At 51.9% G+C, this 24,530-nt stretch carries 22 protein-coding genes; 11 read left to right on the top strand and 11 right to left on the bottom strand.

Features of this window, described 5'->3' with window-relative positions:
- Positions 1-4 precede the first annotated feature (4 nt).
- The gene (locus H6F94_RS15400) at positions 5-1,414 is read left to right on the top strand and encodes a pentapeptide repeat-containing protein (protein ID WP_190803120.1); all 1,410 of its coding nucleotides are present in this window, start codon (positions 5-7) and stop codon (positions 1,412-1,414) included.
- Here H6F94_RS15400 and uvrA read toward each other — a convergent pair.
- Complete coding sequence (gene uvrA, locus H6F94_RS15395; RefSeq protein WP_190803119.1) at positions 1,368-4,310, bottom strand: excinuclease ABC subunit UvrA; 2,943 nt, start codon at positions 4,308-4,310, stop codon at positions 1,368-1,370. The genes H6F94_RS15400 and uvrA overlap by 47 nt on opposite strands.
- Positions 4,311-4,762: 452 nt before the next feature.
- Here uvrA and H6F94_RS15390 point away from each other — a divergent pair, with 452 nt between their 5' ends.
- Positions 4,763-5,527 (top strand): hypothetical protein, encoded by a 765-nt coding sequence (locus tag H6F94_RS15390; RefSeq protein WP_190803118.1) that lies wholly within the window; start codon positions 4,763-4,765, stop codon positions 5,525-5,527.
- Positions 5,524-6,258 carry a hypothetical protein gene (locus H6F94_RS15385; RefSeq protein ID WP_190803117.1) on the top strand — a complete coding sequence of 245 codons (735 nt, stop codon included), beginning with the start codon at positions 5,524-5,526 and terminating at the stop codon, positions 6,256-6,258. The genes H6F94_RS15390 and H6F94_RS15385 overlap by 4 nt, the downstream gene beginning before the upstream one ends.
- 45 nt (positions 6,259-6,303) lie before the next feature.
- On the opposite strand, the gene H6F94_RS15380 is transcribed toward H6F94_RS15385, so the two are convergent.
- The gene (locus H6F94_RS15380; RefSeq protein ID WP_190803116.1) at positions 6,304-8,412 is read right to left on the bottom strand and encodes a PAS domain-containing sensor histidine kinase; all 2,109 of its coding nucleotides are present in this window, start codon (positions 8,410-8,412) and stop codon (positions 6,304-6,306) included.
- 315 nt (positions 8,413-8,727) lie between these two features.
- Between H6F94_RS15380 and H6F94_RS15375 the strand changes: the two genes are divergently transcribed.
- The 4 genes from H6F94_RS15375 to H6F94_RS15360 all read left to right on the top strand — a co-directional run bounded on the left by H6F94_RS15375 (position 8,728) and on the right by H6F94_RS15360 (position 11,489).
- On the top strand, positions 8,728-9,051 hold the full coding sequence (locus H6F94_RS15375) for a DMT family transporter (RefSeq protein WP_190803115.1): 324 nt from the start codon (positions 8,728-8,730) through the stop codon (positions 9,049-9,051).
- Positions 9,035-9,625 carry an acyl-CoA thioesterase gene (locus H6F94_RS15370; RefSeq protein WP_313949306.1) on the top strand — a complete coding sequence of 197 codons (591 nt, stop codon included), beginning with the start codon at positions 9,035-9,037 and terminating at the stop codon, positions 9,623-9,625. The genes H6F94_RS15375 and H6F94_RS15370 overlap by 17 nt, the downstream gene beginning before the upstream one ends.
- 98 nt (positions 9,626-9,723) lie before the next feature.
- Positions 9,724-10,287, top strand: coding sequence for an adenylate kinase (locus tag H6F94_RS15365; RefSeq protein WP_190803114.1), 564 nt, complete (start codon positions 9,724-9,726; stop codon positions 10,285-10,287).
- Between the two features lie 107 nt (positions 10,288-10,394).
- Positions 10,395-11,489 (top strand): VWA domain-containing protein, encoded by a 1,095-nt coding sequence (locus H6F94_RS15360; RefSeq protein ID WP_190803113.1) that lies wholly within the window; start codon positions 10,395-10,397, stop codon positions 11,487-11,489.
- Positions 11,490-11,512: 23 nt separating this feature from the next.
- Here H6F94_RS15360 and H6F94_RS15355 read toward each other — a convergent pair whose 3' ends face one another.
- A complete protein-coding gene (locus tag H6F94_RS15355; RefSeq protein WP_190803112.1) occupies positions 11,513-12,814 on the bottom strand; it encodes a flavin monoamine oxidase family protein in 1,302 nt (433 codons plus the stop codon).
- A 331-nt stretch (positions 12,815-13,145) separates the two neighbouring features.
- Entirely contained in the window at positions 13,146-13,472 is a 327-nt protein-coding gene (locus H6F94_RS15350) for a ribbon-helix-helix domain-containing protein (protein WP_190803111.1), read from the bottom strand.
- Between the two features lie 291 nt (positions 13,473-13,763).
- Between H6F94_RS15350 and H6F94_RS15345 the strand changes: the two genes are divergently transcribed.
- The gene (locus tag H6F94_RS15345; RefSeq protein ID WP_190803110.1) at positions 13,764-13,997 is read left to right on the top strand and encodes a hypothetical protein; all 234 of its coding nucleotides are present in this window, start codon (positions 13,764-13,766) and stop codon (positions 13,995-13,997) included.
- A gap of 106 nt (positions 13,998-14,103) precedes the next feature.
- A complete protein-coding gene (locus H6F94_RS15340; RefSeq protein ID WP_190803109.1) occupies positions 14,104-14,301 on the top strand; it encodes a hypothetical protein in 198 nt (65 codons plus the stop codon).
- Positions 14,302-14,614: 313 nt separating this feature from the next.
- Here the strand turns inward: H6F94_RS15340 and H6F94_RS15335 are convergent, their stop codons facing one another.
- The gene (locus tag H6F94_RS15335; protein ID WP_190803108.1) at positions 14,615-15,013 is read right to left on the bottom strand and encodes a response regulator; all 399 of its coding nucleotides are present in this window, start codon (positions 15,011-15,013) and stop codon (positions 14,615-14,617) included.
- Positions 15,014-15,124: 111 nt separating this feature from the next.
- On the opposite strand from H6F94_RS15335, the gene H6F94_RS15330 reads away from it, so the two are divergent.
- A complete protein-coding gene (locus H6F94_RS15330; protein ID WP_190803107.1) occupies positions 15,125-15,331 on the top strand; it encodes a hypothetical protein in 207 nt (68 codons plus the stop codon).
- 295 nt (positions 15,332-15,626) lie between these two features.
- On the opposite strand, the gene H6F94_RS15325 is transcribed toward H6F94_RS15330, so the two are convergent.
- From H6F94_RS15325 to H6F94_RS15305, 5 genes are all read right to left on the bottom strand, one after another.
- The gene (locus H6F94_RS15325) at positions 15,627-17,105 is read right to left on the bottom strand and encodes an aminobutyraldehyde dehydrogenase (RefSeq protein ID WP_190803106.1); all 1,479 of its coding nucleotides are present in this window, start codon (positions 17,103-17,105) and stop codon (positions 15,627-15,629) included.
- A 50-nt stretch (positions 17,106-17,155) separates the two neighbouring features.
- The gene (locus H6F94_RS15320; RefSeq protein WP_190803105.1) at positions 17,156-18,256 is read right to left on the bottom strand and encodes an ABC transporter ATP-binding protein; all 1,101 of its coding nucleotides are present in this window, start codon (positions 18,254-18,256) and stop codon (positions 17,156-17,158) included.
- A gap of 2 nt (positions 18,257-18,258) precedes the next feature.
- A complete protein-coding gene (locus H6F94_RS15315; RefSeq protein ID WP_199320447.1) occupies positions 18,259-19,104 on the bottom strand; it encodes an ABC transporter permease in 846 nt (281 codons plus the stop codon).
- Positions 19,104-19,970 (bottom strand): ABC transporter permease, encoded by an 867-nt coding sequence (locus tag H6F94_RS15310; RefSeq protein ID WP_190803104.1) that lies wholly within the window; start codon positions 19,968-19,970, stop codon positions 19,104-19,106. The genes H6F94_RS15315 and H6F94_RS15310 overlap by 1 nt, the downstream gene beginning before the upstream one ends.
- A 187-nt stretch (positions 19,971-20,157) precedes the next feature.
- Positions 20,158-21,276, bottom strand: a complete 1,119-nt coding sequence (locus H6F94_RS15305) for an ABC transporter substrate-binding protein (RefSeq protein WP_190803103.1) — start codon at positions 21,274-21,276, stop codon at positions 20,158-20,160.
- A 620-nt stretch (positions 21,277-21,896) separates the two neighbouring features.
- Here H6F94_RS15305 and H6F94_RS15300 point away from each other — a divergent pair.
- Positions 21,897-23,498, top strand: coding sequence for a glycoside hydrolase family 3 protein (locus H6F94_RS15300; RefSeq protein WP_313949305.1), 1,602 nt, complete (start codon positions 21,897-21,899; stop codon positions 23,496-23,498).
- 54 nt (positions 23,499-23,552) lie between these two features.
- Here the strand turns inward: H6F94_RS15300 and H6F94_RS15295 are convergent, their stop codons facing one another.
- Positions 23,553-24,296 carry a transglycosylase SLT domain-containing protein gene (locus tag H6F94_RS15295; RefSeq protein ID WP_190803102.1) on the bottom strand — a complete coding sequence of 248 codons (744 nt, stop codon included), beginning with the start codon at positions 24,294-24,296 and terminating at the stop codon, positions 23,553-23,555.
- Positions 24,297-24,530 lie beyond the last annotated feature (234 nt).

The raw sequence follows: 24,530 nt of genomic DNA, 5'->3' as shown, positions 1-24,530 counted from the left end.
TGTCATGCCCCAAGATTTCTCGGGACAGAATCTCCAGGGTCGCTGCTTTAAAGGCCAGGATTTGACCGGTGCAAACTTTGAGAGAGCTGATCTCCGAGGCACAGATTTCAGCGGGGCAATCCTAGCGGAGGCCAATTTTAGGCAAGCCAAGGCTGGTCTCCCTAACTCCTGGCGAGTTGGCCTGGTGGGAGTTTTGTTAGGGCTCTGTACGCTAGGGGGATATGGCTGGGCCGAGCTGTTTTTGCTCACCCAACGCAGCGAAGCCGCAGTCCAGGCGGCAAGTGCTGTCATCGTCGGGTTGCTGCTGGTTTACGGCCTAGCCTGCCTGCTTCGTCCGCCTCTGCGCTCTGGCTTGGGCTGGCTACTGGCTGCTGGTTTAGCAGGTGGTAGTGCTGGGGCTGGGGCTGGCGCTTTGGCCGGGCTCGGCATCAATGCCCTAGTGGGGGCGGCAATCGGTGCTGGGCTCTTGGCTGCCGGACGAAGCTGGGAATTGGCAGCTGTCTGGCTAGGCGCTGGCACCGGTGCCTGGGCTCTAAAGGAAGCCACGCTGGGGTCAGCAACTTGGGCGGGACTGGCTGTTTTGGCGGTGACTGTAGCTAGGTTAAGACTGGGCAAGCCGGGACGAAAGCTAGGCTGGGCCTTAGCGCTGATGCTGCCACTGGCTTTAGGTATGGGAGCGCTGCGGAGCTGGATGTTCGCAGGCAAGGCGGTGCTTTCTGGGGCAGGCGCTCTGGACTGGGCCTTAGCCGGTGCCTGGGCTGGTGCTGTTGGTGGCATTGTCGCAGCAATTGGCACAGTGGTGCTGGCAATGCTAGTAGCCGCAGCTGTCGCAGTGTCAGGCAGTGCCGGAGAAGTAGTGGCTTGGGCTTGGGCAGGGGCTTGGGTGGGAGCCGTGGCCCAAGCCAGTCTGGGAGCGGGGGGCACCATCGGTCCACTGGCCCTTCTGCTGACTCTAGGCGCGTTTGCGTTGGGCAGCGTAGTGAGCCGGGCTGAGGTATTCACTCTGTCTGGGGCAGGGGCTGGAGCGGTCGCCGGTGTGGCTGCTGCCGCCCGCCTCAGAGCCCTAGCCCGCAATGCTGGCATCGGTTCTGAAGCCTGGTCTAGAGCGGGTGGTTGGGCAACGGTCGGTTGGTTAGTCTTGCTGGCTGGCGTGGAGCTGAGCCGCCAAGCTCTGGCGGGACAGGCTGAGCTGGGCTGGCTACGGCGATGGGCTTTGATGGTTGCGATGGCTAAAGGCACCAGTTTTCAAGGAGCTGACTTAACCGGGGTTGATTTCAGTGCTGCTTGCCTGCCCAACACTGATTTCAGGCAGGCAACCTTAGCCGAGATCAACTGGACAGCAGCCCAAAACCTGGAGCAAGCTCAATTTACTGAGGCGACTGAGTCGGTGGGTAACGCTTCAAAACTTGCTTGAGATACTGCCCCGTATAGGACTGGGGAACTTCGGCCACCTGCTCAGGTGTCCCGACGGCAATGACTTCGCCGCCCCGGTTGCCGCCCTCTGGCCCCAGGTCAATCAGCCAGTCACAGCAGCGAATCACGTCCAGGTTGTGCTCAATCACCAGCACGGTATTGCCCCGGTCCACCAGCCGTTGCAGGACGTCTAGGAGCTTGTGGACGTCATAGAAGCTCAAGCCCGTTGTCGGTTCGTCGATCAGGTAGAGGGTCTTGCCGGTGGCGCGGCGTGACAGCTCTGTTGCCAATTTCACCCGTTGAGCCTCACCTCCGGAGAGGGTTGGTGCTGATTGTCCTAGCCGGATGTAGCCTAAGCCGACATCGACCAGGGTTTCCAGTTTGCTAGCGGCTTTGGGGATGTTCTGGAAGAAGTCACAGGCTTCTTCGATGGTCATGTCCAGGATGTCAGCAATATTTTTGCCTTTGTATTTAACCTGGAGCGTTTCGCGGTTGTAACGGCTGCCTTTGCAGACTTCGCACTGCACATAGACATCGGGCAGGAAATTCATCTCGATCACGTTTACGCCCTGTCCGCCACAAGCCTCACAGCGTCCGCCTTTGACGTTGAAGGAGAACTGGCCGGGCTTGTAACCGCGCGCCTTAGCCTCTGTTGTCAGGGTGAGCGTGTCGCGGATGGCGTCGAAAGCGCCAGTGTAGGTGGCGGCATTGGAGCGGGGTGTGCGGCCAATCGGTGACTGGTCAATCACGATCACCTTGTCCAGCGCCTTGAGGCCATTGATCTGTTTGACCTCGGTCGGTTTAGGAATCTTGCGCCCCAGATGATGGTCTAGGTAGGGCAGCAAAATCTCATTGACCAGGGTTGATTTACCGGAGCCTGAGACGCCCGTGATCGAGACCAGCTTGCCTAGCGGGATCTCAACTGTGATGTTTTTGAGATTATTGCGGTGAGCATCAACGATTTCTAGCGAACGCCCATTGCCAGGTCGTCGCTCTGCTGGAGTTTCAATGCGGGAGCGGCCAGAAAGATAGGCACCGGTCAGCGACTCCAGGCAGTTCTCTATCGCGTCGACATTGCCCTGGGCAACAATGCGTCCCCCATGAACCCCCGCTCCCGGTCCGATATCAACTAGATAATCGGCAGCGCGGATTGTATCCTCATCGTGCTCCACCACGATCAGGGTATTGCCCAACGACTTGAGCTTGAATAAAGTTGCCAGCAACCGAGCGTTGTCCCGTTGGTGCAGACCGATGCTGGGTTCATCTAGGACATAGAGCACGCCCGTCAGTCCCGAGCCAATTTGGGTCGCCAGGCGAATGCGTTGGGCTTCTCCGCCTGAGAGGCTCATTGCCGAGCGCTCAAGTGTCAGATAGTCCAGGCCCACATCCAGCAAGAATTGCAGACGGGCACGGATTTCGCGTAGCACCTGGTCGGCAATTTGCCGGGCTCGGGGCGCTAGCTCCAGATGATTGAGTCGGTGCAAGCATTCGTCGACGCTAACCGCAGTCAGCTCTGTGATGCGGTGCTGGCCCACGCGTACCGAGAGTGACTCGGGCTTGAGGCGAGCACCCTGGCAGCTCTCACAAGCCTGATTAACCAGGTACTGCTCTAGTTTGGCTTTGTGCAGTTCGGAGCTGGTGTCGTCATACTGGCGCTGTAGCATGGGCAGAACGCCCTCGTAGCGCTTGTAATAGCCCTTGCCTTCGCGGAAGCGCGAATCGACATCCACAAAGATCTTCTCTTCGCTGCCGTGCAGAATCGTATGCCGTTGCTCCGCACTTAATTTTTCCCAGGGTGTCTGGAGATCGAAGTGAAGCGTCTGACCGAGGCTGTAAAGCAGTGAGAAATAGTAGGTGTTGTCTTTGTCGGACCAAGGCGCGATGGCCGCATACACCGGCAAACTAGGGTCAGGAATGACCAGCTCTGCTGAAAAGGTGCGCAGAAAACCGAGCCCATGACAAGCAGGACAGGCGCCGTAGGGTGAATTAAAGGAGAACAGGCGCGGCGACAGTTCTTCCATCACAGCGCCGTGGACTGGACAGGCAAAGTTTTCAGAGAAAACCAGTTCTTGAGTAGTGTCTGGATCCGCTACCAAACTCAGCTCGCCTTTGCCATAACCCCCGCCAGCCTCAGCTGCCATGGGTTGGGCTGTTGCTGGCTGATTGTCCTCGCGGTTCAGTAGGTCGATAATGGCAATGCCCTCGCTGCGGCGCAGGCAAGTGGTGAGTGAGTCGGTCAAGCGCTCTTCGAGACCATCCCGACGAATCAGACGGTCAATGACGATCTCGATATTGTGGGCTTTGTTTTTGTCAAGCTCGATGTTGTCGCTCAGTTCGCGGACTTCACCATCGACGCGCACGCGCACAAACCCTTCTGCCCCTAAGCCTGAGAGCAACTTCTTGTGAGTACCTTTTTTGCCTCGCACCACGGGAGCCAGAATCTGGAATCGGCTGCGATCTGGCAACTCCATAACCCGATCTACCATCTGGTCAATGGTTTGCGGCGCAATCGAGCGGTCACAATGCGGACAATGCGGTTCTCCTGCCCGTCCAAACAGCAGGCGTAGATAGTCATAGATCTCAGTGACCGTGCCGACTGTGGAGCGGGGGTTGTGGGAGGTAGATTTTTGGTCAATGGAAATAGCGGGCGATAGCCCCTCGATGTAGTCAACCTCGGGTTTGTCGAGCTGGCCCAAAAACTGACGGGCGTAGGCGCTCAGCGACTCAACATAGCGTCGCTGTCCCTCTGCGAAAATCGTATCGAAGGCTAGCGAAGACTTACCGGAGCCTGACACACCCGTAAACACGATGAGCTGGTCGCGTGGGACTTCCAGATCAAGATCTTTGAGGTTATGCTGGCGGGCACCCTGGACACGAATATGGGTGTGGTCGGGCATAGAAGGCGGAACACCAGAGGGCAAGGGGCACTCTAGCGATCTTAAAGGATCCGCTACGGGGGCTAAGCAAGTCTTGGCCTGTGTCTTGGATTAGGCGAGAGCAGGGTTTAGTAGAGCTGTTAACAAAAGTAGACTAAACAGCAGCTCTGAGTGGGTTTAAGGGATTTGCTGTGAGCCCCAGTCGCCCTCAGTGGCTTTTAGCCTTTTATCGTGGTTGGACTTCTATCTACAGGCTACCCGTGGCTTTGCAAGCGTGGCTAACGGTCGGTTTGCACTTGCCTTGTGGAATCTCTGGTCTGGGTTAGATTTGCAGCAGTACTGGTGGTCAATAGAATGAGTTCACTCTAGTTCTTGCAAGGAAGCTCTTGTGAGGAAGTCCTTGAAGCAAATCCTTAAGGCGCAAGAACCAGTTGCCTGATGGGTCGCATCCACTATTCTCAGCAGTTGCAGTCATGAAAGTCGAAGACGCAATCACGCTTCAAGCCTTCCTGACCGCGCTGGTTCAGATCAACTCAGAGCTGCCAGAAGACTTACATCAGGAGATTCATCGAGCAGGCTTAACCTTAGATCACGATTGGGAAGCTGGGCTCACAAGACTGAAGCAATTGATAGAGAGGCATGAAGGTTTCGATCAACTCTATCAAGCTGCCCATACCAGCTTGGAAAAGCAGTATACGATTCAGTCGCGGGCTAAAGCTTTGCCTCTGCTGAGTGCTCGCAAACTAGAATCTAGTGAAAACGAGCTAGACAAAAACCTAGGCAAAGCTGTTATTGAGATTTTAACGGCAGTGAATCCTAGAGCTGAGGCCAGACATCAGATTAGAAAAGCCAAAGCTCGGGAGCAATTCAGTCCAATTTCAAGAGAGATCAAAAACTTTTTAGAGTATTTGCTGACGGTGCCAGCAGAGCTTTTAGGAACAACCCATGAGTGGGATGTACTGCAAGCCTTAGAACGAAGACCATTGACTGTTGAGAATTTGTCATACATTCTAAATCAACCGTTAGAGGCGGTACGTGGGGTTGTCAAGCAGCTCTGGTGTAAGGGCTATGTTGACTCCACAACCAGTAGCCTTTGGCACAAAGTACTACCCATTATTGGGCGTACTCAAACCGAACCAAGATTTTCAGACCAAGACACTTACTTCACTCTTACCGCAAAGGGGCATTTTCGCCTGCATCCTGTCGTCATGTTTGGCCGAAAGGGTACTGCTCCGTGAATGACTTGCTGAGTTGGTTGCCCTGGATTGGGGTTGCGCTGCTGCCTGGGGTTTTTAATACTCTGGTTGCCTATCGAGAACTCAGTGAAAAATGCAAAATACTCGCTTTTTTTGAGCCTCAGAAGAGTTTTGGCTTTTGGCTTTGGCTAGTAGCTGAATTGCTGATGCCTTGCCTTCCTTTTTGGTTTGCGTTTTCGCTTTCGTCCAAACCGACCATTGACATTTATTTGATTATTGAAGCGGTTCTCTTTGGCTTTGGTTTTGTGGCGTTGCTGAACTCGCGCACTAAAGTCGGTTCTCTTAGAACTGATATTAAACCCTTTTACGATTATATTGTCAATATTGCGTACGATTTAATTGCCGCCAGCCAAACTCGGAAAGCAGCGGAATTTTGGACCGATGTCGAGGATGAGCTTAACGCTAGCTCTGACCTCAATGATGGCTTAGATTTTCTAGAAAACTACTTTGTGATCAGTGATGTTTCTCTCACCCGGGAACGCAAAGAAAGCTATCAGCAGCAACTAGATATGATTGATAATATCTCTTCTAGAACGGAACAAGTCAAAATGATCATTGCTACCGTTTTAAAAGATGTGAGACGTAGAGACCTGCCTGAGGTTTTGCGCCGGATGGGTTGCAGAAGAAGCTTCCTGCAAAAGTATTATGCGGCTGCACTTCCAAATATCGCTGATGGCAACTCCAACCCAATGACCTCAGCTGAAGAACCCTAAGGTTCAGCTCTAGATTTCAGCTCTGGAGTAGCGGTAGGATTGCTCTCAATTGTGATTGGAAGACGAACCTGTCAGCGAGTTGGGTTTCGGCAGTTCAATGCTAAACGTCGTCAGCTCTGAAGTACTCTCAACCTGAATAGTGCCCCCTAACCTCTGCACTAACTTTTGGACTAAGGCTAAGCCCAAGCCAGTACCCCCCTGCTTCCAAGGGTCTGCACTCGGAATTCGATAGAACTTTTCAAAGATCCGGTTCTGTTCTCGAGCTGGGATCACAACGCCAGAATTGCACACTTGGATCAGAGCGGCTCCAGGGGTGTGTTCGGAACGGCGAGCAACTACTTTAATCTCAGCACCGGGAGGCGAGTATTTACAAGCATTGTTGATCAGTTCTGCCAGAGTTCGTTCCAAGCTTGCTGGGTCGGATAGCAAGGGGGGCAAATCGGCTGAGATCTGAAGCTGGAGAACTTGCTGCCGGTCTTTTGCCCGCTCTTCAAAAGGCGCGATTAGTTCAGGCAGCCAGCTTTGCAACCGTAGTGCTGACAGCAGCAATGGCTGAGGCCCAGTCTCCAACCGTTGCAGATCTAGCAGGTCGTTGATTAGGTTAATTTCCCGAGCGCATTCATTGTGCAAAATCTGTAGATAGCGGCTTTGCTGTTGGGGCGTGCTAGCGACCTGTAGCATTCGCAAAGCCATTTTAATATTTGCCATGGGCGTGCGTAGCTCATGGGAGACAGTACTTAAAAAATCATCCTTCAGTGCATTAAGCTGCTTTAGCTCCTCCATTTGCCTTTCTAATTGAGCTGTTCGCTCCCGCACTTGATGTTCCAGGTCAGCATTGAGCTCTGCAAGCTTCGCCTCGGCCTCTTTACGACTGGTGACATCTGTGCGGATCGCGACATATTGATAAGGAGTTTTATTCGGCTCCAGGAACGGCACAATTGTCGTATCAACCCAATAGAAGCTACCATCTTTGGCTCGGTTTCTAATCTCGCCCTGCCAAACTTTACCCTGACCAATCGTGGCCCAAAGACTTTGAATAAACTGTTTGGAGTGATAGCTAGAATTGAGCAACTGGTGGTCTTGGCCAATTAGCTCTTCCCGAGAATATTGGGAAATCTCGCAGAACTTATCATTGACATACTGAATGATCCCATGCTGATCTGATACATCCACAATGGAAGATTCATCCAGGGCTGAAGTCAGATCTGCAAGCTCTTTGAGCGATTGGTTCAACTCAGCTTCGGCTTGCTTACGCTCATCAATATTCTCAATCGCTGCAATGAAGTAATCCGGCTCGCCTGAGGGCTTGCGAACCAGTGACACTGTTAGGTTTGCCCAGACTACTGAACCACTTTTGTGAAGATAACGCTTTTCAATCGAGTAAGTCTGAATATTATTCGCTAACATTTGACGAACGTAGCCCAGATCGGTATCCAGGTCGTCAGGGTAAGTAATGTCTTGGAATGTTCGCAGTAGCAATTCTTCACGGCTATAGCCTAGAATGTCGCAGAGCTTCTGATTCACCAGTAGCCATTGTCCTTCAAGTCCGACATGCGCCATGCCAACAGCAGCCTGCTCGAAGGTTGCCCGAAAGCGTTGGTCACTAATTTGAAGTGCCTCAATTTGCTCGTACCGACTAAGTTTACGGGCAATTATTAATAGATGAGAGCTTTCTTCTACAGCGAAAGCTTTGACTGCAACTTCTAGCTCTACAAACTGTCCGTTCTTGTGTCGGATGGCAGTTTTAAAACAGTTTCGGAGATGATTTTGCGTGACGTCCTTTTGACCATTCTGTGGCAGAAGCTCTGAGGAAACTTGAAATCCCTCAGGGGGCCGAAAGCCATTCTGAAGTGGATGGTATCCTGCAATGACTAAGTCATTTAGAGAGGATAAGGCTAGTAGCTCAGTCTCGTTGTAGCCGCTAATCTTACGAAACGCTTCATTAACGCATAAGATCTGTGAGCCATCAGTAATCAAGGAGCCTTCGCCCAGGTCGCTCTGCGCTTGTAGAAGGGCCTTGTATAAATCTGTTTGCAGGCACTGTTTGATTGCTACAGATGGCTGAAGTCCCTGCTCAAGCTCTTGATCGTGCTTCTGCAAGGCAACATCTCTTTCCTGACCCCTAGGAGTTTGGCGGTGCGGCGAGCTACCCATTACCTGCTCTCATGTGAGAGGAACAAATTCAAGTCCTCAATTATAGAAATCCTGGAGAAACGGCAACGTGCCTCCTGCGGCTGATCTCCAGCAAACTCAGCTTTAAAGCTTGTTTTAAAGGTTCAATTTTAGTATGATTTTGCACCTGCTATCCGAGCTAAACATATACCAGTTTTTTGTTGCTGTCTCCAAAAAACTGGGTTTATTATTTTCTGGGTTTGTTACTTTCTTAGAAATTAACGTGGTAAGAACAGAGAAGCTGCAACAGCAATTGATACAAAAACTGCGCCACACTTTACCTAGGAATCTGAGATTATGAGCTGGTTATATTTAGTTCTGGCAATCGTTTTAGAGGTGTCGGGCACAACCTGTATGAAACTGTCACAAGGGTTCACCCGCTTTTGGCCCTCAGTGTTGATTTTTGTTTTTTACGGGTTGTGTTTTAGCTGTCTCACTCTGGCGCTGAAGCGCATTGATGTCAGTGTTGCTTATGCTGTCTGGTCTGGTTTGGGAACTGCTTTAATTGCAGCGATCGGGGTTTTGTGGTTCAGGGAACCGTTGACCTCTCTGAAAGTTGCCTCTGTGGGGTTGATCATCCTGGGCGTGCTGGGCTTGAATCTGGGTGCTAGAAGCCATTGAGCTAGAGGCCAAAATTGAAGGTGATGTGACGATCGCCCTAAGCATGGCTGTAACGATGAAGTCTCTAACCCCTGAACCCAACCCTAAAGCACTGCCCCAAAATGAACTCACCGTTCAATCAAGCTGGTTTGAGTACCCAGTACGAGTTCAGCCTCAAGACACCGACTACTCAGGTTCTGCTTGGCACGGCACCTACGTCGCTTGGATGGAAGCCGCTCGTGTGGAATGTCTGCGATCGGTGGGGATCGGCTTTGAGGAACTGGTCGCAGCGGGTTGTGACCTGCCCGTGGTTGAAATGTCGATCCGCTATCACCGCCCTGCTCGCTTGGGTATGGAGGTTCTCGTGCGTGCGCGTTTGGCAGAATTGAATAGCCTACGCATGGACTGGGATTATCAAATCTGTGCAGCCTCAGCCGCTACCTCAACTAAGTTAGGGCTGGATGCCAGTTCAGATTCTGCACTCCTAGCCAGCGCTCGGGTCACTCTGGTTACTGTGGATCGTCAAAAAGGTAAGATTATGCGCTCCCTGCCCCCCCTGGTTCAGGAAGCTTTCCGGCGTCTACAGGGAATTTAAGCTAAGGCAGCTAGCCAAGCCAGTCAAGCCAGCCAGCTAGTATCCGTTCTCAAGGCAGTCCTGCAAGCCATTCCGGTGCCATTAAGGTAGGGTGTATCGTGCGTCTAATTTTGTTGGGAGCTTCTGGGGCGGGCAAGGGAACTCAAGCCCAACGGCTGTCCGCCCACTTTCAAATTCCCTGGATCGGCACTGGCGATCTACTGCGAGCTGCCATCCAGGAGAATTCCGAACTGGGTCAACAGGCCCAGGCGTACGTCGAGCAGGGGGAACTGGTGCCCGATGAGCTGATGATTCAGTTCATTCAATCCCGCTTGCAGTTGCCGGATGCTAGCAACGGCTGGATTTTGGATGGCTACCCCCGAACTGCCTTTCAAGCTGAAGAGTTGGACTTTCTACTGGAAGCCCTGGCCCAGCCCTTAGACCAAGCGATCCTGCTCGACGTACCGGAATCGGTCCTAGTTGAGCGTTCGCTTCAACGGGCACTGCCAGATGACCAGCCCGAGGTAGTGCAACGTCGCATTCAGCTGTTTGAGGAGCGCACCCTACCCCTGCTGGATTACTATCGTTACCGTCAACGCCTTCAAGTGATTCCAGGGGCTGAGCCTCCGGAATCAGTGTTTGCACAAATTTTGTCTGTCCTGACCAAAAAGCAGCCAAATTAGCAATTAGCAAAAGTCCATCCCCATAAGATTGGAGAAATCTACCCGCCCTCAAAACTCTCAGTCCTCAAAATCCTCAAACATTCTCAGTAGGTGTGGCAGTAGCTGTGATGGTCAGTCGTTTTTTTGAGAGCCTGAGCCGCGCGTTCACTGGCAGCCTGGCCTCGCCAGAATTCGCCGCGCCTCAACCTTCTAATCCAGCCACTATTTGTGAGTTCACTAACTTTCGAGTGGGCAGGCATAACAAAGATGCCAACACGGTCACGGTGAACTTCCGGTTTGCTGATCATGTCGGTCGGGTAGCTATGCCTAATCTCGATGTGGTAATTCTGCTGGATGTTTCGGCCTCAATGCGCGAACAGTACCAGCAAGGCGAAATGCAGGCTTTGTTTGAGGCAGTGCTACGCTATCTGCTGCCCTTCGATGCTGATGGCATCACAGTCATTTTGTTTGCAGGTCAAGACGCACACTACATTTGGCCCGAGCCTGTCCGCAATCTGCGGCAAATCCCAGCCATTATGCAGGTGGCGTTGCAAAAAATGGTCAAAGCGACCTACGTGGCTCCTGCCTTAGAAACCGCTTTGAGCTTGAAGAAGCCGAACGGTTCAGTCTTGGTAGAAATTCTCACCGACGGCGCCTTTGAAGACCGGGAAGCGACTGTGGAACTAATCGGGCGCGCTGTGCAGCAATTGGTTGCCCAAAATCGAACTGCTCAACCTAGTCTAGGCTTGCCACTCCAAGTGGGCAGAACCCGTCTAGCCCAGTCGCGTCAGTACCATATTCACATCACAGGCTTGGGCCTAAGTCCAGACAGCCGCCGTTCCTTAGAAAACTTGGATGACAACCTGGAATTGCCGTTCGATATTGTTGATTTCTCTACGGCCCAAAGTGTGCTCAGTGCTCCGGACCAGATCTTTCAGGAACTCGACCGCTCAGCCCTGACGGTCGGCAATAACGGTTTAGTAACAGTGCGTGGACCTGCCAGCATTGTTGGGGTAGGCGATGGCATCAAACGCATTTACGAGACTGAAGACATTGAACCGGATTTAGAGTGCGAAGGTCAGGTAATTGCCAACTTTTATGGTTGGGAGAAAATGCCTGCGGCTGGGCAGGTGGCCGTGCGGTTTGCCGAAAGGCCTGAGCCCTTTGAGCTGACCTTATCTTGGCAGGGCGAGCAAACCAGCGTTGCTGTTGTGCCCCGCTAGTAGGCACCGCCAGCACATGAGCTTTATGGCAGGGCTGGCTCGGAGCCGTGATTGAGCTTGAGAATCTGCTGCGCAGCTCTAATGCCAGTTTCAATTGCCCCATGCACTGTAGCTGGGTTGCTATCAGTGACGGTTGCTTCGCCTGCAAAGAATAAGACGTCCTGCACTGGTTGAGCCAGGATTTGCCGTGCTCCATAAGCACCGGTCGGCACGTAGCTATAGCCGCCCCGGCTCCAGGGATCATCAATCCAAGAAATGCGGCGGCCCCGCAGCAAGAGACGGCGTGGCGCATCGCTGCTGAACAGACGGCACAGGTCAGTGACGGCACAGGCTACCGCCTCAGTCTCGGCTTGCCTGTTAAGGGCCAAGGCTCGCTTGCCACCAACGAAGGCAGTCAGCACCGCTCGAACAGAGCCGCGGCAGTAGCCCGGCGACCACCAAACAGGCACCGGTCCTAGCCCCGAGAACAAACTCACATCACTGGGCCAAAAGCTTTCACTAAACTCTAGCTGCAGTTTCACGACCGGTCCCATGCGCAGGGCTTGAATAGCCTGAACCTTGGTGGCAGGTAGCGCTGGCTCGAAGCGAATCGCCTGCTGTTGCAGCAGCGCCAGAGGGACTGTGATGACTACTCGGTCAGCGCTGAACTGAACTGGTTGGCCTGCTACCTCTGCTCCAATTCGAAGTGGGTTGGTGTCCCAGCGGACCGTCTGAACAGCAGTATTGAGTTGCAGATCGAGGCCCTGAGCTAGCGCAGTCATAATCTGGTCATAGCCATCCCGCAGGCGAAAGTTGCCGTAGCCAGAGTGGTGCACTTGCACTTCATGAGCCAAATCGGCGACGCCAATATCTTCCGGCTCAGCCAAGTAAGGATGCGCTAGAAATTGGGCTGCGGTCTGCTGCGCTTGCGGCGTGATCCCCAGCCGCGCTAACCAATGCTGCACTGATTGATCCGGCTTCGTGAGATCTAGCTGACCGATTTCTTGCTCTTCTAAACCAAAAACGCGAGCAAAATCGGGCCAGCGCAGCATTTCTTCATAGGAATAAAGCCTACCTTCGTATTCATAGGCGTAGCTGGAATATTTACCAATAGGAATGGTTTGTGCTTGAATTGCGCGCACCCATTGCCAAGTGATCGCTTGATCGCCATGAATGAATTCAGCGCCGTTTTCAATCGGAAAATCGACGAAGCTGCGGTCTGTCCACACCCGACCACCGATGCGATTACGAGCTTCCAGAATCGTGACCGTTTGCCCTGCTGCTTGAAGTGCATGGCCCGCGGCCAGACCGGCGGCTCCCGCCCCAATAATCACAAGATTACTCATGCGATTGCTCATCTAAAACTCTGCCCCGCTGGGCAATCATCGAACTGAATTTGAGACTGAGACTTACCTAAAAGCTTCAATAAAAATCCCCCTATTCATTAACAGGGGGACGGCGATTGTACTGCATCGAGCTTGTGTATGAGAATTGCTCACACACGCTTGCAATTTCCCCTGAGCACTGGCCTGGGTCCGGGTAAATCACTGAGGTTGAACTCATGGATAACAAAAAATTGTGCAGGCGTTTAGGTCTATAAGCTCGCAACGATTCGGCAAGGGTCTCCACCGCTGCGAGCCCATCATCAGCTAACCTGTAGCGGGTGTCGGCTGATAGTCAAGCTAAACTCTCAGTACTCAGGGGAACCATCTCACCGGTTGTTGTGAGTCCCAACAACATAGACTCGTTTGGATGGATGAGCTTGCCAGTAAGGGCGCAATGCTCTTCTTGCTGAGCGACAGCGGGCACACTAGCGCGAATCTCAGCTCTATCAAGGCGAGGTGTGCAATCTCCTAACTTGCGTTGGACATAATTCCAGAGCACGTCACGAATCAGGGCCTGGTAGCCCTGATTGCCAGAAAGCTCCTTGAGTTTGTCCTTCAGCTCCCGCTCAAGGCGAATGCTGGTGACTTCCATATCCGTGGTGCGGCTAATCGTATGCATAGCTGGAGTCTCCTGGTTTTCTGAACATCTCTGATTACGAGTGTAGTACGCCAGGCTCGGCGACTGTGACTCTCCGGGGATGTTCCAATTAGAGAGCGTCTAGCAACTGCCATACAAAGGTCCTCAGAAGGCTGCATTGTTGCTTGTAATGCTCCCTAAACTTGTAGTTGCACAAAAGCAAAAGTGCACAAAAGCAAAAGCGGCTACCCTCCTCCTGGAGGAAGCACCGGCTGCTTTCCAGTTCTAAAATCTGAGCAAAGGGTAAGCTAAGTTACAAACGGGAGATAGGTGATGCTAAGCGATGCCGAGGTTCGAGAAGTTTATGATGAACTAACCGGTAATGATATCGAGTTGATGAATCTGGACGAAGCGCAAGCGATGTTCAACAAAGTTAAAAATAAGCTGGACGAGCTGAGCGGCGTAGAACCAACGTCTCCGAGGTTCTACGGTCTGATCCGTTCCTTAGAAGCTGAGGCTGAAGACCTTAAAAACCGAATTAAAACCCTTGCTTCTGCTAAAAACTAATGCTAGCCAAGGGCTTTGGTCATTTAGCTTTAGGCATTCAGCCGAATAGCTGACGACTTCTACAACGAATAATGTGACTCTAAAGTGGACTAGGTGGGCGAAAAACATGTACCGCATGTACCAAGGCCAAGATCAAACAGAAGCTGAGCTGCGCCTCTATCTTGCAGGCTTTGCAGATGGTAAGGCAGGGGCTTCAGCAAATCAATTGGACCCGCTGTACCAGGCAGGCTATACAAACGCTGTCCTCGACTCTGTAGCGCAAGCTCAGATTCGCAAAACAAAGAGACCGCAAGCCGTTGGCTAGTGGTCATTCTCAGTAGTTACGTGTTTGCAGTAGTATCTGCGTGTCAGCGTCTACTTTAAGACAAATTTTTGCACTGCCAATAAATAAGAAAACTAAGAAAAACTAGAGGCATTGAAGAGGAGTAACTGAGTAGAACTTCCTGTTTTGCTCTAGTTTTCGCTTTTGATTAACGAATATGTTTATCAATTTGTCAATAATATATTCAGTATATTACGAATAAAGCGCAGATAGGCTTTGGGGTTAGAACTTAAATCTCTAAGCTTTAGTATGAGCAGCCTTATTAAGGCCGGTTTTGGTAAGGGGGGCTGCTGGTTCAGCACCGTACAGACAAAGCTTGGCGCATAGCTACTTGCAACTCCTCTAGGTCAAAGGGTTTGTTGAGATATTCATCAGCTCCGGCTTGCCTCACCTGTGCTTCCCAAACTTCCCCCATAAACGTGCTCAATGCCAGGATGGCAAGGTTGGGAAATACAAATCTCAGCCCCCGTAGTTGTAGGAGCGATTCGTGAGGTGCAATATACAAGGCGAAGATTAAAAGTTTCGGCTCGAAACTACTGATAACCCGAATCAAATCCTCTCGAAGGTTGGTTATTCTTACTGTCCAGCCTTCGTTCTCAAGATAGTCGCAGGCTAGCTCAGCCGATAGCTTATTGTTCTCAAATAGGACAACTCGACCCATCGTTTCGCCAGTCTGCTCTGTACCAGTATTCATAATTCTATCTCTTTTAAGAGATGCTTCAGTCGGGCCAAATGGCTGAGCTTTATATCGAAGAAGTGCTGACGTTAGAGGATACCGAGCGTCTTAAAATACTAGTATAGATTGATGAGCAAGCGTGAGATGGAATTTCAAGAGTTTGAACAGCAGGGTAGAGCGAACGTTTCTAATAGTTTGGAGGAATTGCAAAATCTGACGCTGTTGGTTAGACGGATGGAAGAAAGCCTGACACGGTTGACTGAATCAGTGCAAGGTGTAGGGGTGGCTCTTGAAGACTATACATTACAGGAAAGGGAAAGAAGGGGAGAGGAGTAAATCTGCAAGCTATTGAGCAGCCGACTTCACTAGTAACACTTTAGATGGGCTGTTCCTCACCCAACCAGAACACTGTAACCGAAATCTTTATATCAAACACGAACATGTTCACAGGACTTTAATACAGTTCTAAATGTGTAGAGAACTAACAGTTCCGATTAGGTTTGAGCTAACTGGAATATTGAGGTCCGCTTGTCTTCGTAGGGCTCTTCGCATTATCTAAGCGTAGCTAAGCTCCCTGAAAGGGCCTGTCTTCTCAAGGCAGCTCTCAGGGAGCCTAAGCTTTGCTGAGAAATTAATCAGCGTCACCAAAGACCGTAAAGTGCCAGGGTTTGCGCTGGGCTCCTGTCATCTCAAGCATGACGTGCTTGACAACGGTGTACTCCTCAATCGCGTAGTGAGACATATCTTTGCCGATACCGCTCTGCTTAAAGCCGCCATGAGGCATCTCACTAGCAATCGGCAGGTGATCGTTAACCCAGACTGTGCCACATTGCAGATCTGCTGACAGGCGCATGGCTCGCTGGACATTGCTAGTCCAGACGCTCCCTGCTAAGCCATAGCTCACACCATTGGCCAGTGCAATTGCTTCATCTTCAGTCTCAAAGCGGTTAACCACTAAGACAGGGCCAAAGATCTCTTCCTGCACGCAGTTTGACTCTTGGGGAGCATTGGCCAGGATAGTGGGCGGGTAGAAGAAGCCTGGACCGCTAGGCATCTCACCGCCTAGGACAACTTCAATGCCCTGCTGACGAGCTTCTTCGACGTAGCCGTGAACCTTGAAGCGTTGAGCTTCGCTGACCAAGGGTCCTACATCGGTGCTGAGGTCAGATGGATCGCCAACCCGGATCTGCTGGCTCAGTTCCTTGAAACGGCTCAGAAAGGCATCATACACGGGGCTCTGCACGTAAATGCGCGTCGCTGCCGTACAGTCTTGCCCGGTGTTCATGTAGCCAGCGACAACCGCGCCCTGCGCGGCTGCTTCAATGTCGGCATCAGCAAAGACAACAAAGGGTGCTTTGCCACCCAACTCCAGCGTTACCCGCTTCACGGTCTGGCTGGCTAAATCCATAATGCGCTTGCCGGTGGCAGTGCTGCCGGTGAAGCTAACCATTCGTACGTCGGGATGGGAGCACAAAGCTTCGCCTACAGCGGCACCCCCCGTAACTACATTAATTAGACCTGAAGGCAGCCCAGAGTCCAAGGCAATTTTGGCTAATTCGATGGTGGTAATCGGTGTGTTAGGAGCTGGCTTGATCACGATGGCATTGCCTGCTGCCAGCGCAGGGCCTAGCTTCCACACGGCCATCATTAAGGGGTAATTCCAGGGACAAATGCCTGCAACCACACCTAAGGGTTCGCGGCGCAGCATGCTGGTATAGCCGCCCACGTAGCTGCCTGCTGCTGCCCCTTCCTGACGTCGCAGGGCGGAGGCGAAATAGCGCAGGTTATCAACAGCAAAGGGAATATCGCTATTGCTAGCTAGCTTCATCGGTTTGCCGGTCTGTAGGCTTTCCAATTTCGCTAGTTGGTCAGCCTGCTGTTCAACTGCATCAGCAAATTTCAGCAGGGCAACACTGCGTTCGCCGTAAGAAAGATTTGCCCAATCTACTTGTGCTTTTTTGGCAGCAGCAACCGCCCGATTGACGTCTTCCACTGTGGACATTGCCACTGTGGCAAACACCTCGCCCTTAGCGGGATCGAGTACGTCTTGGCTGCCGGTTTCGATCAGTTCGTCGCCAATCACCATTGGGTAGTGAGTCTGTTTCAGCATATCAACCTCTTTTGTCAACATAAGGGCTCACGCATTCAACGCTTTAACGTTTAACTTTCAGGAGGGATAATGATGCAATCGCTGGCATTCCAGCGTAGGTCGAGTGACTCGCCTTGGGGGTAGGTTTCTCGTTGACTTAGTTGAGTAATTTTAAGGGGTCCTACCTGAGTTTTAACCTGATATTCAACCAGTTGACCCACGTAGGTGATGTTCTCTAGTACGCCAGAAATTTGATTTTCGGTTTCGACGGCTGAGTTGATCTGCAAACGTTCAGGCCGCACCATTAGGGTAATATTCTGACCCGGATTTAGAGCATGACCACAAGGGGCAGCTAACAGGCACAATCCGTTGGCTTCAACCTTCGTAAACTCATGATTGGCCTCCAGTACCGTTCCACTTAGAAGATTAGCTTTGCCGATAAATTGCGCAACAAACAGGGAGGCAGGACAATCGTAAATTTCTTGGGAGGTGCCGATTTGCTCGACCTGGCCCTGATGCATGACAGCAATCCGATCTGAGAGGGCCAGAGCTTCCTCCTGATCATGGGTGACATAGATAAATGTCAGGTTGGTCTGTCGTTGTAGCTCTCGCAATTCTTGGCGCACTTCTTCCCGGACCTTGGCATCAAGGGCGGAGAGAGGTTCATCTAACAGCAATACTTTAGGCCGATTAATCAGGGCGCGCGCTAGAGCAACTCGTTGTTGCTGTCCACCAGATAATTGAGCTGGTTTACGGTCTCCCAATCCTTGCAAGCGAAACAGGGCTAGAGATTCCGTGATGCGGCGATCAATATCTGCACGAGACGTGCGGGCAAGGGTCAGGGGATAGGCAATATTCTGCGCCACACTCAGGTGTGGAAACAAGGCATAGTTCTGAAAAACCGTATGCACGTTCCGCCGATAGGGAGGCTGATAGGTAACTTCTTCGCCACCAATAAAGACACGACCATAATCTGGAATCTCAAAGCCCCCAATCAAACGCAATGTGGTGGTTTTGCCAGAGCCGCTAGAACCTAACAAAGAAAAAAACTCGCCGCTTCGCACCTCTAAAGTGACATTACGAGCGGCATAGACTTCACCCTGGGCAGAGGGGTAAATCTTACTCACGCCTTCTAAATAAACCAGGCTCTCGCGGGCTTGCTCTTCACTCATGTTTACTCAGAGGAACTGATCCACTCATTGAGCAATATCACCACTGTACTCACTAGCAATACCAGAGTTGCAGCAGCAGCGATCTCAGGCGTAATGTCGGTGCGGAGCCGCGCCCAGATTTCCATTGGTAAGGTATTGTCCCGCCCTGTTAGAAAAATCGTGACGACGACTTCGTCAAACGACAAGGTAAACGCCAGTAATGCCCCAGAGATAACCGCACTGCGAATGTAGGGAAAAATGACATCTCGAAAAACCTGTTGAGGACGAGCGCCCAGATCGTAGGCTGCCTCTTCCAACGAACGGGGAAACTGTCCAAGCCTTGCCAAAATAGGACCTAGGGCAACGGGTAAACCGAACACAGCGTGACCGAGAATCACAGTCCATAAAGACAGTTGTAGACCCAAGTTGGAAAAGTAAGCCAACATGGCAACCCCTGTCACCACACCGGGCAATAAAATCGGCAGTGTGAGGGCGATACGAAATCCTTTTTTACCAAAGAATTGATATCGATAAATCGCAAAAGCAGCCAGCAAACCGAAGAGAGTCGCTAGAACTGTTGCTACCGCCGCGACTTTCAAGGAATTAGCAAAAGCAGAGCGAAGAGCTTGGTCATTAAGAGCTGTTTGATACCAGTCGAGTGTCCAGCCTTTCAGTGGCAACGACAAAATTTTGGAGTGATTGAAGCTGAGCACGATCAGCACGCTGATCGGCAGATACAGAAAGGCATAGGTCAACAGTGTCCAAGCCCCAAGCGCCCAGGGCTGGGGCTGGCCAGGGTTTTTAGGCGTGTCTGGAGGTCGATCTGCCAGCTGCGTGGGCGTAACTGAGGGAATCACCATGTTAGTCATTAGAGACTCTCCAGGGCGCCCCAGCGCGATACTAACGTCAGCGCCACAAAAACTATGACTACCACCACCAGTGTGAAAGCAGCCCCTAGTGGCCAGTTGTAAGCTACGCCAAACTGCGAAGATACGACATTGCCTAGCAGAATGCCATTGGTGCTGCCCACTAAGCTGGGTGTGATGAAGTCGCCCATGGTCAACGCAAAAACGCTGATCGAACCAGCCAGAACTCCTGGTAATGCTAGGGGAAAGCTAATGCGGCGAAAGGTAGTCCAAGGACCCGCATTCAAATCAGCAGAGGCTTCGAGCAGGGAGACCGGCAAACGCTCGAAAGCAGTAATCACCGGCAGAATCATGAAGGGCAACCAGATATGTACGAAAGTCAAGAGGGTTGAGAACTGGTTATAGAGAAAGAGTGAACTGGGTTGTTGAAGCAGTCCTAATGAGAGCAAGGCGTTGTTGAGCACGCCGTTGTAGCCCAGAATGACTTTCCAAGCAAAAACTCGCACCAAATAGCTCGACCACAAAGGCAGGATCACCAAAACTGTTAGCAGCGTGCGATAACGTCCGCCGTAGCGAGCGATGAAGAAGCCTACGGGCAAAGCAATCACAATATCAATAAGCGTGACTATTAGAGCTGTGCCAATGGTTCTCAGGAGGACAGCTCGATAAGCGGCGTTGCCAAAGATCGTTTGAAAATTGATTAAACTGAATTCACGAATAATGTCATAGCTTTCGAGCCGCCAAAAGCTGTAAGAAATCAGAATGAGCAGCGGCACGAAATAGAGCAGAGACATCCAAATTAGAGGGGGAAGCAAGGTGGCGTAAAGACCAAGATTGCGGCCCTGCTCACGTTGAGAAGCGGTTGTCACAGAGCGAGCCAGAATCGCCTCCAAAATCTTAAGCTTTAAGTGACAATAGCAAGTTGCTTTCTAAGCATCCCTGTTTCAGCCCAGAGCCAGAATCAGCCAAAGCCAAAGTTAGAACCCAGCAGAAGCCTGAGACAGAGATGCCTACTACACCAAATTGGCAGTTCAGAGTTTGGCAATTCAGACCAACCTAGCTCCGAATCTCGTTCCAGAGTTGAACCCATTTGTCATAGTTTTTGACGCTCTGCCACATCTTGATTTCTTTGTGCAGCGAGAGGTCATCCATGAACAGTTTTTTGGCTCGTTCTAGACCAACCGCCTCAACACCCAGATCGGTAGCGCCGGAATAACCAGTGACATCCATAATCCCCTTCTGCCCTGGACCGCTCAAGATGTAGTCAATCCATTGATAGGCTGCATCTGCGTTGCGGGAATTTTTTGAGACCATCCAGGAATCTGTCCAGCCTGTTAGCTTACCTTTTGGACTAGCAGAACCAATGGGGAAACCAGCCTCACTGAGCTGAGTATAGGTCAGGGGCCAAGCGTGGGCCATTACGACTTCGCCTGATTCAAACAAATTGGCCAACTCACCCGCTGTTGACCAAAATTTGCGAATACTGGGACGCAATTCTAGTAACTTGTCTTTGACTTTGGCTAGGTCTTCGTCACTGAGATCATAAGGATCTGACATTCCCAACCAGAGCGCAACATCAGCGATGGTCATGGGATTATCAGGAATCGTAATTTTACCCGCATATTTGGGGTCAAATAGAACGTTCCAGGAGGTCGGTGCCTCAGCGACTTCTTTCGTATTGTAAACAAGAACGTTGGGACCCCAGGCAAAGCTCACGCCGTAAGGTTTGCCGTCAAAAGTGTTCCATTTAGCATTCTGAAAGGGCGCAAAAACAGAGCTGTAATTCTTGAGTTTGCTCGTGTCTAGGGGCATGACCAGTCCTGCCCGATAGAGGCGCTCGGTGATGTCTCCCGATGCAGAAACTAGATCGTAAGTTCTGCCACCCCCAGCTCGGACTTTGGCGAACATTTCATCACTAGACCCGGCATAGGTCGCTTTGACCGCACAACCCGTTTCCTGCTCAAATGGTTTCTCAAAAGACGAATCAGTATATCCTTCCCAAACAATTGCAGTTAGGGTGCAGTCTTTGGCTTGCACTCCCTGAATAGGGATGCAGATTGCAATCAACGCCAAGAGCCCACCTAAAAGCACTGCGGTCCAGTGGCTTTGCCTTGTTGTTTTTGCTCGCGTTTTTGCTCGCATTGATGAACTATCCTTACGTATCCAACTCACCATGATCGTTTACCTTTAAATTCGACCGTGTAGGAAATTGCCAGTTTTTCTCATAGTGTTTTCCTTCTGATCCAGAGCCTATCATGCTGTCGCTAGACAGAGTATGCAGTCTTTTAATGTCCTTGTGTATCAAAAGACACATAAACTAAATTCATTAAATCTTAATGATTTTTCACCGTCTAGGCTGACTTAGAACAGTTGAAGTTAAAGCGGTTTGAGTAATAGTTCTGTGTCGTTTAAACCCTGCGTTTTTCTGAATTTCAATCAGCAAGTTAGGTAAAAAAACCTGCTTTTTTAGCATAGCTTGCTGCTCTGATTATTGTTGAGCAATAGAAAAACTCTGTGCCTAAACTGAGGCTAAGAGACAAGCTCCAGGTTAAGAAAAAACAAGCCCCAAGCTAATAGGAAAGACCATACATACAACGCTCGGCCTTCTATTTAGGCTTAGCCGCACGTCTACTCCACCCGCTGTCCAGGAACCCAGGTAGTTAGCTAAAAGCAGCTAGAGTTTAGACCCTTAAGGTTTTAAAGCGGCTCGGCCATGACATCCCCTATGGCTGTTGGCAGTAGTGGATGCGTCGTTTTTGCAGTAAAACAGGCACATTGTTGTTCTGGCGCTGTCTGTGTCTGTTCTGCCCACACTTTTGCCCACGCTTAAGTCGCTCTCCCTGGCCGAACAGGTGGCGCAAATGGTCGTGGTCCGTGCTTCGGGTCACCTGCTCGATCACCAACGGGAGTATCCGCAATGGGAGGCCACAGCAGCCGAGTTGCAGGACTGGTTGGGCCGCTGGGCGGTAGGGGGTGTGATTTTTGTGGGCGGTAGTGCTGCTGAGCTCAGTCTGCGCTGCCAACAGCTTCAAACTTGGGCGCGGCTGCCTCTGCTGCTCTGCGCTGATGTTGAAGAGGGCGTGGGACAGCGCTTTGCTGGAGCCACAACCCTACCGCCCCCTCTGGCACTTGCCGACTTGGCTCAGGGCGAAGATTACGCACGGGCTATGGGGCGAATCACTGCTCAAGAAGCCTATGGGCTGGGCTTGAACTGGTTGCTGGCACCTGTTGTAGATGTGAATAGTAACCCAACCAATCCAGTGATCAATGTGCGGGCTTTTGGCGAAGCCCCAGACCAGGTGAGCCGCTTGAGCACTGCCTTCATTGAAGGCGTCCAAAGTGCGACTGAGACACCAATGCTCACCACAGCCAAGCATTTTCCAGGACATGGCGATACTGCGACTGATTCCCATTTGGACCTGCCAGTGCTGGCTCATAGCCGAGAGCGCTTGGCTCAGGTAGAACTGCCACCCTTCGCCGCAGCGATTGCTGCGGGGGTTGATGCAGTGATGAGCGCCCATCTCAATATCCCAGCGTTGGATCCCAGTTTGCCTGCGACCCTAGCTCCCTCAATTTTGGATGGGCTCTTGCGGCAGGAGTTAGGCTTTGAGGGTCTGATCGTGACCGATGCACTGATGATGGGGGCGATCACACGTCATTTTGACCCCGGTGAGGCAGCGGTCAAAGCGGTGCGAGCTGGGGCCGATATTCTGCTGATGCCCCCCGACCCACTGCTTGCGATTCAGGCTGTTGTACAGGCAGTGGAAACGGGGCTACTCTCACCTGAGCGGATCCAGGCCTCAGTTGAGCGGATCTGGCGGGCTAAGGCCAAGGTTGCTAGTGCATCAGTCGGCTCTGACCTGCGCTGGTCGGTCTTCTCTGACTGCATCAAGTCGCTAGCCGCTCAGGAACTCAACCGAACGATTACCCAGCAGTCCTTACGCCTGACGCATGCAGAGGCTCTACCCCTGGCTGAGCCAACCCCCGCGCCCGGTTGGAATTTAGTGCTCGTAGACGACATCTCGCAGGCCGGAGACCGACTGTCACCCCTGGCTCCCGCTGTTCAGTTGCCTGAAGCGAGAGGTTGGCGGACGGTGCTGTTGGATGAGCGCAACCTGCCGTTGTTGCAGTTGCCTACAGGCAGTGAGCCGGTGCTAGTGCAGTTGTTTATCCGGGGCAATCCGTTTCGGGGCAGTGCTGCGCTGGCTCAAGGGGCCCAAACGCTGCTGCGCAGTGTACTCAGTTCAGGCCGATTGCGGGCAGTCGTTCTCTATGGCAGCCCATACATTCAATCCTTACTTGACGCTGACTTGCCAGCCGAGGTACCGATGCTATTCGTCTATGACCAACACTCTATAGCTCAAGCCGTTGTACTGGAGCAATTGTTTGGTCTTTAGCTGAGTCTTCAAATGGGTCTCCACCAATGGGCCTGAGCAAATGGGCTTGGGCAATCACTGCACTGTGTCCCGCAGGCGCTGGACGGCTTCGCCTTTAGTGATCACGCCATCTTGGTTGCGGTCGAGGCCCTGATTCTGCTCGTAAGCTGTAGTGCCCCACCAGAACAGCCAGGTGCTGTTACTTTTGCCAATTGCTGCTGGGTAAAGCACTGCCATGTAGGTGTCTTCTAGGCTGTTCAGATTGCCGCGATAGGGCCGCAGGTAAGCTTCGACATAATCCAGTTGCTCAACGGCACTCATCGCGGCTAGGTCATCGACTGAGGTGCCCAACTCGGCTGCGGTTTGAGGCATGAACTGAATCAAGCCTGTGGCCCCTGAGCCAGCTGCATTGCGAATAGAAGGGTCCCAGGTGCCGCCTGTCTCGAAATGGATCACAGCGGCCAGATTGTTGGGGTCTGTACCAACGTTGGCCGCGACTTGATTGAGTTTGCTTTGGACCTCGGGGGGAACCCGAGCAGGCAGCAGAAAGCTCCAGGGAAAGACATTGGTATTGAAATAAACCCAAACCCCCATACCTATGGCGCTCCAGAAGAGGTAGGTGCCCAGGCTCAAGCCTTTTCGCTCTTTCCCTCGTCCCATGTCGCTCTGATTGGTTGGCAAAATTCTTTCCCAGTATGCAACGCAGTTCCTATCCAGGTTAAACCCCAACAATTCCTCTAGAGCGTCCGGAGACAGGCTGAGCCTGCCGTATTCAAGCAGTAGATTTTGCACTGGCGTAGCGACAGCGCTACTGACCACGACGTCTGCTGGGGCATCTGCTGGCGAGGATTCACTCGTTCTGCTTGAAGTCTCAAGTTCTGATCATGCTTCTCAGCCCATTTCTTGTGTGAGTCCTCATTGTGAACGGATCGCAACTGGCTTCTGCTGGGGGGACAGGTTTGTTGTGCCTTCTTGCCACGCCACCTCTGGGTGCCACACCTCCTCCCGCCGCTCCCCCTGACCTAGCCAACTCGGGCACAGCGACTCCTGCAC

The sequence above is a fragment of the Leptolyngbya sp. FACHB-261 genome (assembly GCF_014696065.1).
GTDB lineage: Bacteria > Cyanobacteriota > Cyanobacteriia > FACHB-261 > FACHB-261 > FACHB-261.
The sequence above is the reverse complement of the archived record's forward strand: the minus strand, read 5'-3'. Positions and strand labels throughout refer to the sequence as shown.